Source organism: Micromonospora arborensis, from assembly GCF_003205615.1.
Classification (GTDB): Bacteria; Actinomycetota; Actinomycetes; order Mycobacteriales; family Micromonosporaceae; genus Micromonospora; species Micromonospora arborensis.
The window spans coordinates 34,615-52,428 of the sequence record NZ_PYBV01000014.1 but is presented as its reverse complement, the minus strand read 5'-3'; the positions used below and the strand labels follow the sequence as shown (position 1 = coordinate 52,428).

At 70.3% G+C, this 17,814-nt stretch carries 14 protein-coding genes, 1 tRNA gene and 1 other RNA gene; 5 read left to right on the top strand and 11 right to left on the bottom strand.

What is annotated here, in order from left to right; all coding sequences use genetic code 11:
• Positions 1-87: 87 nt before the first annotated feature.
• Positions 88-1,839, top strand: coding sequence for a 2-isopropylmalate synthase (gene leuA, locus C7C45_RS11685; RefSeq protein ID WP_110563650.1), 1,752 nt, complete (start codon positions 88-90; stop codon positions 1,837-1,839).
• A gap of 91 nt (positions 1,840-1,930) precedes the next feature.
• Here leuA and C7C45_RS11680 read toward each other — a convergent pair whose 3' ends face one another.
• Together C7C45_RS11680 and C7C45_RS11675 are read right to left on the bottom strand one after the other, a co-directional pair.
• Positions 1,931-3,391: an MFS transporter gene (locus C7C45_RS11680; RefSeq protein ID WP_110563649.1), complete on the bottom strand. Its 1,461-nt coding sequence runs from the start codon at positions 3,389-3,391 to the stop codon at positions 1,931-1,933.
• A gap of 153 nt (positions 3,392-3,544) precedes the next feature.
• Positions 3,545-4,999: an MFS transporter gene (locus tag C7C45_RS11675; RefSeq protein ID WP_110563648.1), complete on the bottom strand. Its 1,455-nt coding sequence runs from the start codon at positions 4,997-4,999 to the stop codon at positions 3,545-3,547.
• Between the two features lie 107 nt (positions 5,000-5,106).
• On the opposite strand from C7C45_RS11675, the gene C7C45_RS11670 reads away from it, so the two are divergent.
• Positions 5,107-5,763, top strand: a complete 657-nt coding sequence (locus tag C7C45_RS11670) for an HNH endonuclease family protein (RefSeq protein WP_110563647.1) — start codon at positions 5,107-5,109, stop codon at positions 5,761-5,763.
• On the top strand, positions 5,661-6,128 hold the full coding sequence (locus C7C45_RS11665) for a hypothetical protein (protein WP_425271131.1): 468 nt from the start codon (positions 5,661-5,663) through the stop codon (positions 6,126-6,128). Before C7C45_RS11670 ends, C7C45_RS11665 begins: the two co-directional genes overlap by 103 nt.
• A gap of 61 nt (positions 6,129-6,189) precedes the next feature.
• Here the strand turns inward: C7C45_RS11665 and C7C45_RS11660 are convergent, their stop codons facing one another.
• From C7C45_RS11660 to C7C45_RS11630, 7 genes are all read right to left on the bottom strand, one after another.
• Entirely contained in the window at positions 6,190-7,290 is a 1,101-nt protein-coding gene (locus C7C45_RS11660; protein ID WP_110563645.1) for an ABC transporter ATP-binding protein, read from the bottom strand.
• Positions 7,287-8,273 carry an ABC transporter ATP-binding protein gene (locus C7C45_RS11655; protein ID WP_110563644.1) on the bottom strand — a complete coding sequence of 329 codons (987 nt, stop codon included), beginning with the start codon at positions 8,271-8,273 and terminating at the stop codon, positions 7,287-7,289. Before C7C45_RS11655 ends, C7C45_RS11660 begins: the two co-directional genes overlap by 4 nt.
• A gap of 112 nt (positions 8,274-8,385) precedes the next feature.
• Entirely contained in the window at positions 8,386-9,345 is a 960-nt protein-coding gene (locus C7C45_RS11650; RefSeq protein ID WP_208641146.1) for an ABC transporter permease, read from the bottom strand.
• 65 nt (positions 9,346-9,410) lie between these two features.
• A complete protein-coding gene (locus C7C45_RS11645; protein ID WP_110563643.1) occupies positions 9,411-10,418 on the bottom strand; it encodes an ABC transporter permease in 1,008 nt (335 codons plus the stop codon).
• A gap of 98 nt (positions 10,419-10,516) precedes the next feature.
• Positions 10,517-12,190 carry an ABC transporter substrate-binding protein gene (locus tag C7C45_RS11640; RefSeq protein ID WP_110563642.1) on the bottom strand — a complete coding sequence of 558 codons (1,674 nt, stop codon included), beginning with the start codon at positions 12,188-12,190 and terminating at the stop codon, positions 10,517-10,519.
• A 244-nt stretch (positions 12,191-12,434) separates the two neighbouring features.
• On the bottom strand, positions 12,435-13,028 hold the full coding sequence (gene recR / locus C7C45_RS11635; protein WP_110563641.1) for a recombination mediator RecR: 594 nt from the start codon (positions 13,026-13,028) through the stop codon (positions 12,435-12,437).
• Positions 13,029-13,036: 8 nt separating this feature from the next.
• On the bottom strand, positions 13,037-13,345 hold the full coding sequence (locus C7C45_RS11630) for a YbaB/EbfC family nucleoid-associated protein (RefSeq protein ID WP_221310504.1): 309 nt from the start codon (positions 13,343-13,345) through the stop codon (positions 13,037-13,039).
• Between the two features lie 201 nt (positions 13,346-13,546).
• Between C7C45_RS11630 and C7C45_RS11625 the strand changes: the two genes are divergently transcribed.
• Positions 13,547-14,242 (top strand): DUF998 domain-containing protein, encoded by a 696-nt coding sequence (locus C7C45_RS11625; RefSeq protein ID WP_110563639.1) that lies wholly within the window; start codon positions 13,547-13,549, stop codon positions 14,240-14,242.
• Here the strand turns inward: C7C45_RS11625 and C7C45_RS11620 are convergent.
• Complete coding sequence (locus tag C7C45_RS11620) at positions 14,239-17,304, bottom strand: DNA polymerase III subunit gamma and tau (protein ID WP_110563831.1); 3,066 nt, start codon at positions 17,302-17,304, stop codon at positions 14,239-14,241. The genes C7C45_RS11625 and C7C45_RS11620 overlap by 4 nt on opposite strands.
• 199 nt (positions 17,305-17,503) lie before the next feature.
• Positions 17,504-17,593, bottom strand: an RNA gene (gene ffs, locus C7C45_RS11615) — signal recognition particle sRNA small type.
• A gap of 82 nt (positions 17,594-17,675) precedes the next feature.
• Between ffs and C7C45_RS11610 the strand changes: the two genes are divergently transcribed.
• Positions 17,676-17,760: transfer RNA gene (locus C7C45_RS11610), tRNA-Ser, on the top strand.
• Positions 17,761-17,814: the final 54 nt, after the last annotated feature.

The following is a 17,814-nucleotide window of genomic DNA, read 5'->3' as shown; positions in this document are numbered from 1 at the left end:
CGATCGGCACCGCCGCGCATCGCCGCCCGGCATCTCGCCGACACCTTCCGATCTGCTGACGCCACATGTTCCAGGGAGCACTCTGAGATGGCTCAACCTGTCACCGACACCGAGACCGATCCGATCGCCCGGCAGCGCCCGAGCCGGATGCCGTACCACCGCTACCAGCCGTACCGGGACGAGTTCCGGGTCGACCTGCCGGACCGCACCTGGCCCACCCGGCACATCGACGCCGCCCCGCGCTGGTGCGCGGTGGATCTCCGTGACGGCAACCAGGCGCTGATCGACCCGATGTCGCCCGAGCGCAAGCGCCGGATGTTCCAGCTGCTGGTGCAGATGGGCTACAAGGAGATCGAGGTCGGCTTCCCGTCGGCCAGCCAGACCGACTTCGACTTCGTGCGGCAGCTCATCGAGCAGGACATGATCCCGGACGACGTCACCATCCAGGTGCTCACCCAGTGCCGGGAGCACCTGATCGACCGGACGTTCGAGTCGCTGCGCGGTGCGAAGCGGGCCATCGTGCACTTCTACAACTCGACGTCCACCCTCCAGCGCCGGGTGGTCTTCGGCCTGGACAAGGACGGCATCGCCGACATCGCCACGACCGGGGCGCGGCTCTGCCAGAAGTACGCCGAGATCCACACCCCGGACACGGACATCTTCTACGAGTACTCGCCGGAGTCGTACACGGGCACCGAGCTGGAGTACGCGCTGGAGGTCTGCTCCCGGGTGATCGACGTGATCGACCCGACGCCCGACCGGCCGCTGATCATCAACCTGCCGGCCACCGTCGAAATGGCCACGCCCAACGTGTACGCCGACTCGATCGAGTGGATGCACCGGCACCTGCCACGCCGGGACAGCGTGGTGCTGAGCCTGCACCCGCACAACGACCGGGGCACCGGGGTCGCCGCCGCCGAGCTGGGCCTGCTCGCGGGCGCGGACCGCATCGAGGGTTGCCTGTTCGGCAATGGCGAGCGCACCGGCAACGTGGACCTGGTGACGCTGGGGCTCAACATCTTCTCCCAGGGCATCGACCCGATGATCGACTTCTCGAACATCGACGAGATTCGGCGGGCCGTCGAGTACTGCAACCAACTGCCGGTGCACGAGCGACACCCGTACGCGGGTGACCTCGTCTACACCGCCTTCTCCGGCTCCCACCAGGACGCCATCAAGAAGGGCTTCGACGCCCTCGCCGCCGACGCCAAGGCGGCCGGCGTACCGCTGGACGAGCACACCTGGGCCGTGCCGTACCTGCCGATCGACCCGAAGGACCTGGGCCGCACCTACGAGGCGGTCATCCGGGTCAACTCGCAGTCCGGCAAGGGCGGCGTCGCGTACATCATGAAGAGCGAGCACCAACTGGACCTGCCCCGCCGGCTCCAGATCGAGTTCTCCGGGGTGGTGCAGCACGTCACCGATCACGACGGTGGCGAGGTCGACCCGGGCACCATGTGGGAGATCTTCGCGACGCACTACCTGCTCGACCACCAGCCCAACCCGGCGGTCCGGCTGGCCAGCTACTCGATCGGCACCACCGACGGCAAGGTCGAGATCGAGGCCCAGGTCGGCGTGGGCGCCGAGCAACGCTCGCTCGTCGCGGTCGGCAACGGCCCGATCGACGCGTACGTCAACGCGCTGGAGGCGGTCGGGGTGGGCGTGCGGGTGCTCGACTACCACGAGCACGCGCTCTCCTCCGGTGGTGACGCGCAGGCAGCCGCGTACGTGGAGTGTGAGGTGGACGGGCGGACGGTCTGGGGTGTCGGCACCGACGCCAACATCGTCACCGCCTCGATCAAGGCGGTCACCAGCGCCGTGAACCGCGCTCGACGTTGACCGGACGGGAGGCGGCTCGCACTGCGGGCCGCCTCCTACCGGGTCCGCCGGCTGCCGGTGCGAGGGCCCGACCCAGCGTCGAGCGCGACGGTCAGGGCGTGGCTCCCGCTCTGACGGTGGCGTGCAGCCCTCGTCCGGTGGCCGCGGGGGCGTGGCGGGGCAGCGCCAGGGCGGCGAACGTTCCGACGGCCACCACGGCCGCGCCGAGCCAGATGGCGGGGCGCACCGCGTCGACGAATTCCGTGCCACCCGTCAGCGGGCCGGCGGTCCGGGTCACCACGGTGGTCAGGACCGCCACCCCGAGCGCGAAACCCAGCTCACGGACGGTCGCGTTGGCGCCGGACGCCTTGCCCCGGTCGTCGGAGTGCACCGAGGCCAGCACCGCCTCCGTCATCGGCGCGAAGATCAGTCCCATGCCGATCCCGCCGAGCAGCAGGGCCGGAACGATTCGGCCGTACGGCACGGACGCGTCCATGATGGCGGCGCTCCAGCCCAGTGCCACCGCTTCCAGTACGAGCCCCGCCGCCATCAGCCGGCCGGCGCCCACCCGGCCGGTGACCAAGCCGGCCAGCACCGCGACGAGCATCGGCATGGCGGTCCAGGGCAGGGTCCGGATCCCGGCGTCGAGCGGTGAGTAGGCCAGGACGACCTGGAGATACTGCATCAGCCAGTACAGGGCGCCGAAGACGCCGAAGAACATCAGCAGGGCGACCAGATTGCTCAGTACGAAGGCCCGGGTGCGGTAGAAGTAGAGCGGCAGCAACGGTTCGGCCGCCCGCCGTTCCCAGCCGACAAAGAGTGACACCAGCAGCATGGCCGCTGCGAACCCGCTCAATGCGGTGGCGCTCCCCCAGCCTTCCTGGCCGGCCTGCACGATGCTCCAGACCAGTGCCATCACCGCCGCCGAGGCGAGCAGCACACCGAGCAGGTCGATGTCGCGGTCCGGGCCGGCGCTCTCCGGCAGGAGCAGGCGGGCGATCGGAATGAGGACGAGACCGATCGGCACCAGGATCCAGAAGATGCCCGGCCAGCCGAAGGACTCCGTGACCGCGCCACCGATCAGCGGTCCCAGTGCCACGCCGAGACCGTTGACCGCGCTCCACAGGCCGATGGCCATCGCCCGCCTGTTGTCGGCCACCCCGTTGGCCAGCAGGGTGAGCGAGAGGGGGAACACGACCGCCGCGCCGGTGCCCTGCACGACCCGTCCGGCGACCAGCATGCCGAGGGTTCCGGACACCGCGCACACCGCCGATCCGACGGTGAAGATCACGATTCCCACGGTGAAGAGCCGCCGACGTCCGAAGCGGTCGCCGAATGCGGCACCGGTGAGCAGCAGTCCCGCGAAGGACAACGAGTAGGCGTGAATGATCCATTGCAGCCGGTCCGGCCCGCTCGCCAACTCGCGAGCCAGGACCGGCAGAGCATTCGTGACCACCAGGTTGTTCAGCGACACCAGGAACATGGGCACTGCGGTGGCCAGAATCAGCAGGGTGGCTCCCCCGCGCCGGTTCGTCGACCGCCCGGATGGGCGCGGGCCAATTCCTCCGAGCATTTCTCCCCCGCCTGGGGCATTGACGATCCCGATTCGGGCTGCCGTCGCGTGACCCTCGTGTGCGCTGCCTTCGGTCAGGGATGAACCTAGCTGGACGGGCACCTGCGCGCCTGCCCGCAGCCCGGTCACGGAGGGCTCGGCGACACCGCCGGGCTACGACCGCGAGTGCGTCCGGGGCGGTCGGTGGACCAGCACGAGAGCCAGCACCGCGCCCGCCACGAGCAGTCCGGCGCACAGCTCCATCGCACCCCGGAACGCGTCGGTCAGCTCGGCCTTCTGCTCGTACCCGCTCCCGGAGAGGCCGACCAGCAGCGGCAGCGCCGCCACCGCGAGCAGACCTCCGGCGCGGGACGCGGCGTTGTTGAAGCCGCTGGCCACCCCGGAGAACCGGTCCTGCACGGCGGCCAGCACCGACGCGGTCAGCGGGGCCACCACCAGGGTCAGCCCGATACCGAAGAGCAGCACCCCGGGCAGCACGTCCGTCCAGTACGACGCACCGGGGTCGACGCCGCGCAGCAGCAGCAGACCGACCGCGGCGATCACCGGCCCGACGGTCAGCGGCAGTCGCGGGCCGATCCGTGCCGACAGGGCACCCGCCCGGGCCGACCCGATCAACAGCAGCAGGGTCATCGGCAGCAACGCGATGCCGGTGCGGAAGGCCGACCATTCGACCACGTTCTGCAGGTAGACGGCGAAGAAGAAGGTGAAACCGCCGAGCGCCGCGTACACGACCACGGTGAAGAGGTTCAGCACCGAGAAGAGTCGGCTGCTGAACAGCCCGGTGGGCAGCATCGCCGTGTCGCCGCGTCGCCGTTCCAGCAACACGAAGGCCACCGCGGCGAGCACCCCGACCAGCGCCGCGATGAGCACCGGCGCCGAGTCGTAGCCACGGGTCGGCGCGTCGATCAGGGCGTACGTGACGCCGGCGAGCGCGAGCGCTCCGAGCAGGGCTCCTCCGACGTCGAACCGCCGTCGGGTCCGTCCCGGCCCCTGGGTCCGTGACGCGCTCTCGTCTCTGCTGTCGGGCACCCAGCGCATCGCGGCCAGCACCACCAGCACGGCGATCGGCAGGTTGAGGAAGAAGATCCAGCGCCAGGACAGCGCGTCGATCAGCCAGCCCCCGATGAAGGGGCCCAGCGCGGTGGACACCCCGGAAAGCCCGGCCCAGGCACCGATGGCCCGGCCCCGGTCATCCGGGTGGAAGCTGGCCTGGAGCACCGACAGCGACCCGGGCGTGAGCAACGCACCACCGGCACCCTGGAGGAACCGGGCCGCGATCAGCCAACCGGTACCCTGGGCCAGCCCACACAGCACGGAGGCGGCGGTGAACCAGACCACGCCGACGAGGAAGATCCGTCGCCGACCGAAGCGGTCCCCGAGTGCGCCGCCGAGCAGCACGAACGCCGCCAGCATCAGCAGGTAGCCGTTGATGGTCCACTGGAGATCGGATACGTTCGCGCCGAGGTCCTGCCCGAGCTTCGGCAACGCCACGTTGACGACCGTCGTGTCGAGGAAGACCATGCCGGAGGCGAGGACGGCGGCGAGCAGCGTCCCCCGGCCGGCGGCGGTGCCCATTCGGAGGGCGGGCGCCGGTACGGGTGCGGTCATCACACCAATCTGCCTTGCACCATGTGGGAGACGCCACGAAACGCCGAAACCATCCCCGGGTACTGTGCGCAATCGCCGGGAGACCGCAAGCTGGAGAGGTGTCGTCTGTGCGTACCAGATCAGGACCGCGAGCGGCGGTGGCCGCGCTCGCCGCGGCGCTGGCGCTCAGCGTGGCCGGTTGCGTCCCGCCGGACGAGTCGGACGCGCCGCCGCCGAGCGACGGCGGCAGCGCCATGGAGCAGCTCGGTCAGCTCACCGTCGCCACCGCTGGCTCGATGAAGGGCTACAGCCGGGACCGTTTCCCGCACTGGCGGGACACGGGCAAGAACTGCGACGTGCGGGACAGCATCCTCCAGCGTGACGGCAAGGAGGTGAAGCTCTCCGGCTGCAACGTGGTCGACGGGCGCTGGGAGAGCGTGTACGACGGCCGCAGCGCCGCCGATCCCTCCGAGGTGGACATCGACCACATGGTGCCGTTGGCCAACGCGTGGCGCTCGGGCGCCGACGAGTGGGATGACGCGAAGCGCGGTGACTTCGCCAACGACACCACCCGTCCGCAGCTCCTCGCGGTTTCCGCGTCCTCCAACCGGTCGAAGGGTGACCAGGACCCGTCGCAGTGGAAGCCGGCTAACCGGTCGTACTGGTGCAAGTACGCTGAAAGCTGGGTGACCGTCAAGCACTACTGGCGGCTGACGGTGACCAGCGCCGAGAAGACCGCCCTGACCGAGATGTTGGAGGGCTGTTCAGTGGGGAGCGATTCGTGAGCACTGCCGGGGAGAGCGGCCCGTCCGCCGCCGGCATGACCGCGGACGGCACCGGCGAGGCTTCCGCCGCCGTGCCGGGGGCCGGCATGGTCGCGGATTCGGGCGGCTCGGCTGGCCCGCAGAGCCGTACCACCGACATCGTCCCCGGCCCCGGCGGCGTGATGACCGATGAGGTTGGCGTCGTCACCGGCGACCTGACCCTGCGCACCGAGTACGCGGACGGCAAGGTCACCATCCGGGTGCAGTACAAGGACGCGGACGAGTGGTACGCGGTGACCGGCGCGTCGGTCAAACTGGCCGACCCGGCGGGGCTGGACGCGGTACACGATGTCGCTGTGGGTCTGCTGCACCGCCCCGAGGGCTGAGCCGCCGGCCAGACGCCGTACCGGCCAGGGGCCGCCCGGTGTGGGACGGCCCCTGGCGGCGTCACGGGGTCGGGATCAGCTCGCCCGGCGGGTCGACCGGGCCGGTGCCGTCGGTCGGGCGGACCAGTTCCACCTCGACCTCGTGCGGCCGGATCTTGCCGGAAGCGATGTCCTCGGCGAAGTGGCAGGCCACCCGATGCCCGCCGACCACGTCGCGCAGTTGCGGCCGCTCGTCGGCGCACCGGGTCGGCTGCGCCCACGGGCACCGGGTGTGGAACCGGCAGCCCGACGGCGGGTTCGTCGGTGAGGGCAGGTCGCCGGCGAGCAGAATCCTCTCCCGGCGGTCCTCGACGAGCGGATCGGGCACCGGCACCGCGGACATCAGCGCTCGGGTGTACGGGTGCATCGGCTCGCGGTAGAGGTCGTCGCTGGACGCCTCCTCCACCAGCCCGCCGAGGTACATGACACCCACCGTGTCGGCGATGTGCCGGACCACTGCCAGGTCGTGGGCGATGATCAGGTACGTCAGACCGCGCTCGTTCTGCAGGTCCTCCAGCAGGTTGAGCACCTGGGCCTGGATGGACACGTCCAGCGCGGAGACCGGCTCGTCGGCGACGATCAGGTCCGGGTTGAGCACCAGCGCCCGGGCGATGCCGATCCGCTGCCGCTGGCCGCCGGAGAACTCGTGCGGGTATTTGCTCAGGGACGACGCGGGGAGGCCGACCGCCTCCAGCGTCTCGCGCAGCCGCCGGTTCGTCTCGGCCTTGTCGTCGGCCAGCCCGTGCGCCTTGAGCCCCTCCACCAGCAGCGACTCCACCGACTGCCGCGGATCGAGGCTGGAGAGCGGGTCCTGGAAGATCATCTGCATCCGGCGGCGGGCACGCCGCATCGCCTCGCCCTTCAGCGAGCGGACGTCGGTGCCGTCGAAGATGATCTCGCCCTCGGTCGGCTCGACGAGCCGCAGCAGGCCACGACCGAGCGTCGACTTGCCGCAGCCCGACTCACCGACCAGGCCGTACGTCTCGCCCTTGCGGATGCTCAGCGACACGCCGTCCACCGCGTAGACGTACCCGACGGTGCGGTCGAAGAGCAGGCCGCTCTTGATCGGAAAGTGGACCTTGACGTCGCGCAGCTCGATCAGGGGTTCGGTCTGTTCGGTCATCGGACCGCCACCTCCTCGGAGACGGGGTTGTTGCAGCGGAGGTCGCCGCCGGTGGCGGTGGGTTCGAGCGGCGGAGGCCCTTCCAGGCACGCGTCCACGACGTTGTCGCAGCGCGGCGCGAACGCGCACCCCTCGACCCACGGGATGTTGTCGGCGACCGACCCGCGGATCGCGTGCAGCCGCTCACCGCGCGGCGAGTCCAGTCGGGGCACCGAGTTGAGCAGCCCGTGCGTGTACGGGTGCCGGGCGTGCGCGAACAGTTCATGCCGTCGCTCCCGCTCGACCACCTTGCCGCCGTAGAGCACGTTCACGGTGTCGCAGAGCCCGGCCACCACGCCCAGATCGTGCGTGATCATGACGAGCGCGGTGCCGGTCTCGTCGACCAACTGCTTGAGCAGGGTGAGGATCTGCGCCTGGATGGTCACGTCGAGCGCGGTGGTCGGCTCATCGGCGATCAGCAGTCGCGGCTTGCAGGCGAGCGCGATGGCGATCAGCGCGCGCTGGCGCATTCCGCCGGAGATCTGGTGCGGATACTCCGTGAGTCGCCGCTGCGGGTCGGGGATTCCGACCGCGTCGAGCAGTTCCCGCGATTCGCGCAGCGCCTGCTTGCGGTCCCGGCCCTGGTGGCGCTCCAACACCTCGGCGACCTGGATCCCGATCGGGATGACGGGGTTCAGCGAGGAGAGCGGGTCCTGGAAGATCATGCTGATCTCCCGACCGCGTCGGTCGCGCATGTCGTCCGGCCGCAGCTTCAGCAGGTCGGTGCCCTCGAAGAGCACTTCCCCGGTGACCTTGTTGCCGCGCTTGGGCAGCAGGCCCATGATGGCCAGGCTGGTCACGCTCTTACCGCAGCCGGACTCGCCGACCAGGCCAACCGTCTGCCCCGGCTCCACCGTAAAGCTGACCTTGTCCACGGCGGTGAAGGGCCGCTCGCCGCGCCGCTGGAACACGACGCTCAGGTCACGGACGTCGAGCAGGCTCATCGGGTCACTTCCTCACTGCTTTGGTCCTTCGCTCGCGACTGTGTGGCTCGCAAGCTCACTCCTCGCGCTCGCCCGAGGCGGGTGCCGGCCGTGCTGCTGGCGCTCACCGTCGTCACCGCCGGTTCTTCGGGTCGATCGCCTCACGCATCGCCTCACCAAGCAGGGTGAAGCCGAGCGCGACCACGATGATCGCGAGCGCCGGGTAGTACGCCAACTCCGGGCGGACCTCGAAATAGCGCTGACCGTCCACGCCGAGCATCAGGCCCCACTCGGCCCGGTTGATGTCCGGGTCGCCGAGGCCCAGGAAGGAGAGCGCCGCAGCGTCCAGAATGGCCACCGCGAAGGTCAGGGTGGCCTGCACGATCACCGCGGTCAGCGAGTTGGGCAGCATGTGCCGCAGCACGATGTTGCGCTCCTTGACGCCGAGCGCGCGGGCGGCGAGCACGTGGTCGCTCTCCCGCTGGGCCAGCATCGAGCCGCGCAGCAGCCGGGCGAAGATCGGCACGCTCACGATGGCCACCGCGAAGATGACCGTCCACTGGCTCGACCGGCTGGCCATCGCGACCAGGGTGATCGCGAGCAACAGGCTGGGCAGGGCCAGCATCACGTCGGTGAGTCGCATCAGGACCACGTCGACCCAGCCGCCGAAGGCACCGGCGATCGCACCGATCAGCACGCCGAGCGCGAGACCGATGAGGGTGGCGAGCACGCCGACGAAGAGCGTCTGCCGGGCACCGTAGATCATGCGGGACAGGAAGTCCCGGCCGAGCGGATCGGAGCCGAGCGGGAATTCGCCGCTGGCCCCCGGGATCGTGTCGACGGTGAGGTTCTTCGTCAACTCGTCGAAGCGCTGCACCGGATCGTGTGGGGCGATCAGCGGAGCGAAGATCGCCACCAGGACGAACAGCCCCACGATGGCGGCTCCGATGATGGCGACCGGGTTGCGCCGCAGCCGGCGTGCGGCGTCGCGGACGAGGCTGACCCCGCCGCGGTCGGCGGCGCTCGCCCGGGCCAGCTCGTCGAGCCGTGCCTTCTTGCGGTCGCCGAGCACGCCGATGCTGCGCTCGCTCATGCCGGGGCGGGGCTTGTCGTCCCCGCTGCGGGGAGCCGGCGTGCCGGCCTGGGTGGTGGGGTCACTCATCGCACACGCACCCTCGGGTCGATGAAGGCGTAGGAGAGGTCGACCAGCAGGTTGACCACAACGAAGACCAGCGCGGCGAGCAGGATGATCGCCTGGAGCACCGGGTAGTCCCGGCCGCCGCTGATCGAGTCGGTGATCAGCGTGCCGATACCGCCCCAGTTGTAGACCTTCTCGGTAAGCACCGCGCCGGAGAGCAGCGCGCCGGTCTGCAGACCGATGGTCGTGACCACCGGCAGCAGCGCGTTGCGCAGGATGTGCCGGCCACGGATGGTGCGGTGCCGCAGGCCCTTCGCCTCGGCGGTCCGCACGTAGTCCTCGTTCAGCACGTCGAGCACGCTGGCCCGGGTGATCCGCACGATCACCGCCAGCGGGATGGTGGCGAGCGTGATCGCCGGCAGGATCAGATGCCACAGCGCGTCGGCGCTGGCGTCGAACTCCCGGGTGAGCAGGCCGTCGAGCACGAAGAACCCGGTGACATTGGTGTTGTCCAGTCCGGTGGTGAGCCGCCCGGACGGCGGGAACCAGTGGATGTTCTGCGTGAAGACGTCCTTGAGCAGGTAGCCCAGGAAGAAGATCGGGATCGAGATGCCGAGCAGGGTGCCGGCGATGGTGAGGTTGTCCAGCGAGCGTCCGCGCCAACGCGCGGCGAGGTAGCCGAGCGGCACCCCGAGGCCGACCGCGATGATCATCGCGGCGAGCGCCAACTCGATGGTGGCCGGGAACGCGCGGCTGATGACCTCGGTGACCGGGTCACCGGTCCGGATCGAGTTGCCGAAGTCGCCGGTCACCACCCGCTGCATGAACTTGCCGTACTGCACCAGGATCGGCTGGTCGTAGCCGAGCGCCTTGGTCAGCAGGGCGCGGCGCTCGGGCGTGGCCCGCTCGCCGAGCAGCGCCTCGACCGGGCCTCCGGGCAGGTTCCGCAGCCAGATGAAGATCAGCGCCGACAGCGCTATGAGGGTCACCACCAACTGCAGCAGGCGGCGAACTATGACTCGCAACATCTCTCACACACCAGACTCTCGATGATCGCGGAATCGGCCCGGGCCGGGAGGAGCCCCCGACCCGGGCCGATCACGCCTACGGCGTCAGCCGATGAACGTCACTTGCTGATGCTGACCGTGTTGAACCGCTCGTCGGTCAACGGGCTGGCAACCAGACCCTTGACGTCCTTGGTGACGACGATGGCCGGCGGGGCGTGCCAGAGCGGCACGGCCGGCAGCCACTTGGCGGCGATGTCCCGGTTGACCTGCTCCCAGGCCGCCTTCTTGCCGGCGTCGTCGACGGTGCCGTCGGCCTTGGCGATGGCGTCGAACATCTCGGTCATCGACTGGTCGCCGAACTCGGCCTTGGCGCGGCCGAAGAACGTGCCGACGAAGTTGCCCGGGTCGTTGTAGTCACCGGTCCAGCCGAGGATGTGCAGGTCGTGCTTGCCGAACTGCTGCACGTCGTCCTTGAAGCCACCGTTCCACGGGCGAGGCACACCGTTGACCTTGATGCCGACGGCCTGCAGGTCGTTGGCGAGGACGGTGAAGATCTCCTGCGGGTTCGGCATGTACGGCCGGGTGACGTCCGGCGGGTAGTAGAAGTTCAGCGTCAGACCCTCGGCGCCGGCATCCTTGAGGAGCTGCTTGGCCTTGTCCGGGTTGTACTCGTACTTCTGCACGTCCGGGGCGTAGCCGAGCACGGTGTCCGGCTGGAACTCGTCGGCGACCTTGGCGCCACCCGGGCCCTTGGTCTGCACCAACTGCTGGCGGTTGAGCGCGTAGGCGATCGCCTGGCGCACCCGCAGGTCCTTGAGCTTCGGGTTCTTCTGGTTGAGGCCCAGGTAGAGGATGTTGAACGCCGGGCGGTTGACGACCTGGAAGCCCTCACCCTCGAGCGCCTTGCGGTCGGCCGGGGCCGGGAAGTCGATGCCCTGGACGGTGCCGGCACGGAGCTCCTGCTTGCGGGTGCTCTCGTCCTTGATGATCTTGATGATCATCTTGTCTACCTTGGCCTTCTCGCCGTAGTAGTCCGGGTTCCGGTTCAGGGTGATCTCGTTCTTGGCCTTGTCCCACCCACCGAAGGTGAACGGACCGGTGCCGACCGGGTGCTCGTTGGCGAACGCGCTGTACGAGAACGAGTCACCGTTCTGCGTGACCGTGTTGGCGTCGTACTTCTTGAGCGCCTCGGGGCTCGCGATCGACAGCGAGGTCAGCGCGAAGGCGCCGGGGAAGGCGCCCTTGTACTTGTTCAGGGTCAGGACGGCGGTTCCGTCGTCCTTGGCCTCGCACTTGTTGTAGATCGACTCGCCGGCGCCCTCGGCCTCGTTCTTGGCGAACCCGCCGAAGGTGTCCATGTAGTAGATCATCTGGGACTGGGCGGCAGCGCCCTTCATGTTGTACCAGCGGTCGAAGTTGAAGCAGACCGCGGCGGCGTTGAACGGCGTACCGTCGTGGAACTTCACGCCCTGGCGGAGCTTGAACGTCCAGACCTTGCCCTCCGGGTCGTGCTCCCAGGTCTCGGCCAGGCCACCCTGCAGGTCCGCGGTGCCCGGCTTGTGGGTCACCAGGGTGTCGAACATCTGCCGGACCGGCCGGAACGACTCACCGTCATCGTTGAAGATCGGATCGAAGTTCTTCGGGTCACCGGCACCCGCGAAGATGAAGGTGCCGCCAGTCTTGGCCTCGCCACTGTCGCCGTCGCGCTCGCTCTTCGCGCAGCCGGCCGCGCCGACCGCCAGAGCGGCAACGGCCGCGATGGCCACGGCCGTTTTAAGCCTTCTCGCCTGCATCTCTCACCTCTGTCATGCGCATGACCACGCCGAGCTGTGGCTCGGTCCGTGTGCGGGAGGCTATGACATGTCACACGCGAAGCGGAACGGGCGTCAGGCAATCGCTACCAAGCCGACACCTTCCGCCGGGGTCTGACAGGCGACGGCACGGTGAGCACATGGAGCGACACACCGATCCACTCGGCACCGGGCACCACAACGGGGGTGGCACCGTCGGTGACGGCACCACCCCCGGGGGTACGACTCAGACGGCCCGGCGACCCTCGAAGGCCCGGCCGAGGGTGATCTCGTCGGCGTACTCCAGGTCGCCGCCGACCGGCAGCCCGCTGGCCAGCCGGGTCACCGAGATCCCCATCGGCTTCACCATCAGCGCCAGGTAGGTGGCGGTCGCCTCACCCTCGGTGTTCGGGTCGGTGGCCAGGATCAGCTCCCGAACCCCGCCGCCGCCGAGCCGGATCATCAGCTCCCGGATGCGCAGACTGTCCGGGCCGATCCCCTCCAGCGGATTGATCGCGCCACCCAGCACGTGGTAGCGACCGCGGAACTCACCGGTCCGCTCGATGGCCACCACGTCCTTGGGCTCCTCCACCACGCAGAGCACCTCGTCGGTACGGCGCGGGTCGCGGCAGATCCGGCACTGCTCGGACTCGGCCACGTTGTAGCAGGTCGTGCAGAACCGCACCAGCTCCTTGACCTTGCGCAGCGCGCCGGCCAGCCGGTTGACGTCGGCAGGATCCGCCGACAGGACGTGGAACGCGATCCGCTGAGCGCTCTTCGGGCCCACGCCCGGCAGCCGGCCCAGCTCGTCGATCAGATCCTGAATGGCACCTTCGTACATCTGCCGGCTCAGAAACCGGGCAGGCCGAGGCCGCCCATGCCACCGGCGACCGGGCCCATCTTGCGCTCGGTCAGCTCCCGTGCCGCCTCGGCGGCGTTGTGCATGGCCGCCACGACCAGGTCTTCCAGCGTCTCCACGTCGTCCGGGTCGACGGCCTTCGGGTCGATCTTGATGGCCTTGAGCTCACCGGCACCGGAGACGGTCGCGGTGACCAGGCCACCGCCGGCCGTGCCGGTCAGCTCGGCCTCGGCCAACTCGGCCTGAGCGGCGGCGATCTGCTGCTGCATCTTCTGCGCCTGCTTCAGCATCTGCTGCATGTTCGGCTGTCCACCTGGGCGCACGGATGGCTCCTTCTCGCACTCGTCTGCTCGACCGCCGCCCAGCCTATCCGTTGGGACCGACCCCACCCCGCCCGGTGCGTCGCCCACGCCGAGCCTTCCGGGTACGGCTACCCCTACCCCGAACCGACCATCTGCTGGTAGTGCGCCGAGAGCCGTCGCCCTGGTGTGCTCAAAGGTATGAATCTCAACGGCACCGGCCGGGTCGGCGCTCTGTGCTGGGTCGCGGCCGCACCGATCTTCCTCGTCGCCAGCCTGGTCACCGGCCTGCGGTGGCGCGAGCCGACCTACAGCTGGGCCATCCACAACATCAGCGACCTCGGCAACGCCCGCTGCGTCATCTGGGACAGCAGTCGACCCCGCTACGTCTGCTCGCCCTGGCACCCGTTGATGAACGCCGCAACACTGGCCACCGCCGTGCTGCTCGCCACCGGGCTCCTGCTGACCTGGCGGATCCTCGGTCGCGGCGCGGTGGTGCGCTCGGCCCAGACCCTCCTGCTGCTGGCCACCGGCGGGTACGCCCTGGCCGCCCTCTACCCGGCCGACATCGACGAGAACCTGCACGTCCTCGGCGCATTCCTGATCATGGGGCTGGGCAACGTCGGCCTGTTCCTCGCCGGCCTCGCGCCACGCACCACGACGCTCGGCCGCTGGCGACCGCTCACCCTCACCGCCGGGTTCATCGCCCTCACCGGGACCGTGCTGTTCTTCGCCCAGCAGGGCGTCGGGATCGGAGTCGGCGGTATGGAACGGGTAGCCGTGCTCCCCTTCCCGCTCTGGGCCTGCTGCCTGGGAGTTCTGCTAGCCGAAACCCCAGCCCAAGTCCCCGCCCCAGTTTCCGTCACCGACCACAACTCCATGATCGGCGAACGTTAGCGGGCGTCGACCTCGTTGATCTTCTCGGCTCCGAAGGTTTCCCGGAGCAGTCGTACCGCCTGCTCCTCACTGGACTCCCGGGCGGTCTTCTCGTCGATGACCTCGTCCAACGGCTCGTCGCCCGGGTCGAACCCCTCGTAGACCGGTGCCGCCGCTGCCGCCGCGCCACCCGGCCGACCACCCCGCGAGGGGCCATCGAAGTCCGGGTCGTAGGGCGGCTCGCCGGCCCATTCGGCGTCCGCGATGGGCCGGGCCGCCGCTCCGGTACGCGCACCACGCCCCGCCGCCGCCGCGCGAGCTGCGGCGATTGCGCTGCTCACCGGCGCACCACCGGCTGACGCCGGCTGCCGGGCCGCCGGTGTCGGGTTGCCCCGCACGCCAGGGTTACCGCCCCCGGCCGCCGGGCCGGGGCCACCTGAACCGCCCGATCCGGTGCCGTTCCCGTTACCGCCGTTGGTGCTGCCGCCGGTCGCCCTGGTGCCGTTCCCGTTACCGCCGTTGGCGCTCCCACCGTTCGCGCTCGTGCCGTTCGCGCTCGTGCCGTGCGCGCTCGTGCCGTGCGCGTTGCCGCCGTTCGCGCCGAGGCCGTGCGCGCCGGTTGAGGTGGATGCCGAGCCGGGGCCGCCGGCCGGGCTCGCGTCGTTTCCGGCCGACGCGCCACCCGGACGGGCGGCCTCCGGCCAGTCCTCGTCATCGGTCGCCTCGGCAGTGGGGGCGCCACCGCCGGGACGGGCCGCCTCCGGCCAGTCGTCCTCGTCATCAGCAGGTGCGGTGGGCGGCGTTCCACCCTGCCGGCCCGCACCGTGGTCACCGGAGCCGTTTCCGCCGCGCGCATCCGCTCCGCCCGGCAGACCAGCACGGGCACCCTGGCCGGCACCGCCGGTCGGATGCGCTGCGGCCGGCCGCGCGTCGGTCGGGCCGGCAGCGGCATTCATGTTCGACGCGGCGGAGACGGCAGTCGGGTTCGGCGCGCTCATCGAGCCGGCAGCGGCATTCACGTTCGACGCGGCGGGGCCGGCAGTCGGGTTCGGCGCGCTCGTCGGGGAGGTCGGCCCGTCCGGCGCGGAAGCGGGGCGGGCCGGCGCGGCGGATGGCGAGCGCTGTGGGCCGGACAGCGACACGCCACCGCGCTCGCCAGCCACCTCGCAGCGGATCTGCCAGCGCCCACCCAACTCCTCGTAGAGCGCGTCGGTGAGCACTGCCGCGTGATCGGCCATCATCTTGGCCAGCACGGTGGACTTCACCGTCAGCACCAGCATGTCGCCGTCAAGCTCACGTACCACGGCGTCGCGCATCAGGGCGGCGATCCGCTTGTTGGTTCGGTTGACCTTGCCGACCACGTCGGGCCAGACGCGACGAACCGCGACCGCGTCCAGCGCCGCGGCCGGCGCACCCGGACGAGGCGGCTCCGGCGTGGCCGGGTCGGGAAGCACCGCCGACGGCGGCACCACGCGACGTGGAGTCGGCGAGCCGGTGCCCGGCCCGGCGGGCGAGCCGGGTGCGAACCGATCCTCCGGTGCCGACGCGGCGACGGTCGACGCTCCGGGTGACGCCGGGATCGGCGAGTCGGCGGCCGAGATGTCCGAGGCCAACGCTCCGGAGGTCGGAGCGTGCGAAGCCGGTGCGCCCGAGACGGGAGCGTGCGAAGCCGGTGCTCCCGAAATCGGAGCGTGCGAAGCCGGTGCTCCGGAGACCGGAGCAGCCGACGTGGGAGCGCCCGAGGCCGCAGCGCTGCGGGTCGGGGACGCTGCCGGGTCGACCGCCCATGGCGGTGCGGAGGTCGGGGCGTTGACGGGTGCCGGGGTGGCGGCAGCCGGGACCGGGGTGCCTGGCTGTGGGCGTACTCCCGGGTGGGTGGCTGGAGCGGAGCCGGCGGCGGCCGACGGCGCGTCGGTGCCGCTCAGGGTGAGCCGGCGTTCCATCCGTTCCAGGCGCTGGAGCAGGCCACGGGTGGAGTCGTCCGCGCCGGGCAGCAGCATCCGGGCGCAGATCAGCTCCAGCAGCAGGCGGGGCGCGGTGGTGCCGCGCATCTCCACCAGCCCGTTGTGCACGATGTCGGCGCAGCGGGAGAGCGTGGCCGAGCCGAGCTGCGAAGCCTGGGCGGCCATCCGCTCGATCTGGTCGGCGGGGCCGTCGATCAGACCCTTCGCGGCGGCGTCCGGCACCTGCTGGATCACGATCAGGTCGCGCAGCCGTTCCAGCAGGTCGGAGGCGAACCGGCGCATGTCGTGCCCGGCCTCGGCGACCCGGTCGACGGTGGCGTACGCGGCGGCGCCGTCACCGGCGGCCAGCGCGTCGCACATCTCGTCGATCAGCGCCGAGTCGGTGACCCCGAGCAGGGCGACGGCCCGGGCGTAGCTGACCCCCTCCGCGCCGGCGCCGGCGATGAGCTGGTCGAGCACGGAGAGGCTGTCCCGCATGCTGCCGCCACCGGCGCGCACCACCAGCGGAAAGACCGCCGGCTCGACGGCGACGCCCTCGGCCTGGGTGAGCTGCTCCAGGTACGGGCGGACCACCTTCGGCGGAAACAGCCGGAACGGGTAGTGGTGGGTCCGCGACCGGATTGTGCCGAGGACCTTCTCCGGTTCGGTGGTGGCGAAGATGAACTTGACGTACTCCGGAGGCTCCTCGACCAGCTTGAGCAGGGCGTTGAAGCCCTGGGTCGAGACCATGTGCGCCTCGTCGATGATGTAGATCTTGAATCGGCTGTTGGCCGGCGCGAAGAAGGCACGCTCGCGCAGCTCGCGGGCGTCGTCGACACCGCCGTGGCTGGCCGCGTCGATCTCGATCACGTCGATGGAGCCGGCACCGTCGGCGGCCAGCGAGCGGCAGGACGCACACTTGCCGCACGGCTCGGGGGTGGGGCCCTGCTCACAGTTGAGCGAGCGGGCCATGATCCGGGCGCTGGTGGTCTTGCCGCAGCCGCGCGGGCCGGAGAAGAGGTAGGCGTGGTTGAGCCGTCCGCTGCGCAGCGCCTGCTTCAGCGGCTCGGTCACGTGCTCCTGACCGATGACCTCAGCGAAGGTACGCGGCCGGTACTTGCGGTAGAGCGCCAGCGTCACTCGTCCCGCCTCCTCTCGACCGAGCCATTCTGCGCCGGTCGGGCGCGGGTGACCACCCACCCCGCCGCGCACCGTGGTTGCGGCCCGTTTGGCCCGTTTGACCGGCTTGATCGACTCCATGTCGGCGACATGGCGGCATCCACGGCCCGGGAAAGCCCCACATCGGCGACCTGGAGTGGATCGAGGGCCCCGGAAACGAAAAGGCCTCCCGTGCACCCGGCAGAGCTCGCTTATCCTTGCTGCCTTCCGGCCCTGGGGAGGTTCACGAGATACCGCCGCACGGGAGGTGCCGCCAAGCCTACCCGACCGCCCGTCGATCTTCAGGGGGTGGTGGGGTGGCCCGGCCGACGCGGGCCTGTATTCTGGCTCGCGGAGGATTCGCCTAGAGGCCTAGGGCGCACGCTTGGAAAGCGTGTTGGGTTTACACCCTCACGAGTTCGAATCTCGTATCCTCCGCTCGTCTGAGCAGCACCAACGACAGGGCCGGCCCCACGGGGACCGGCCCTGAGT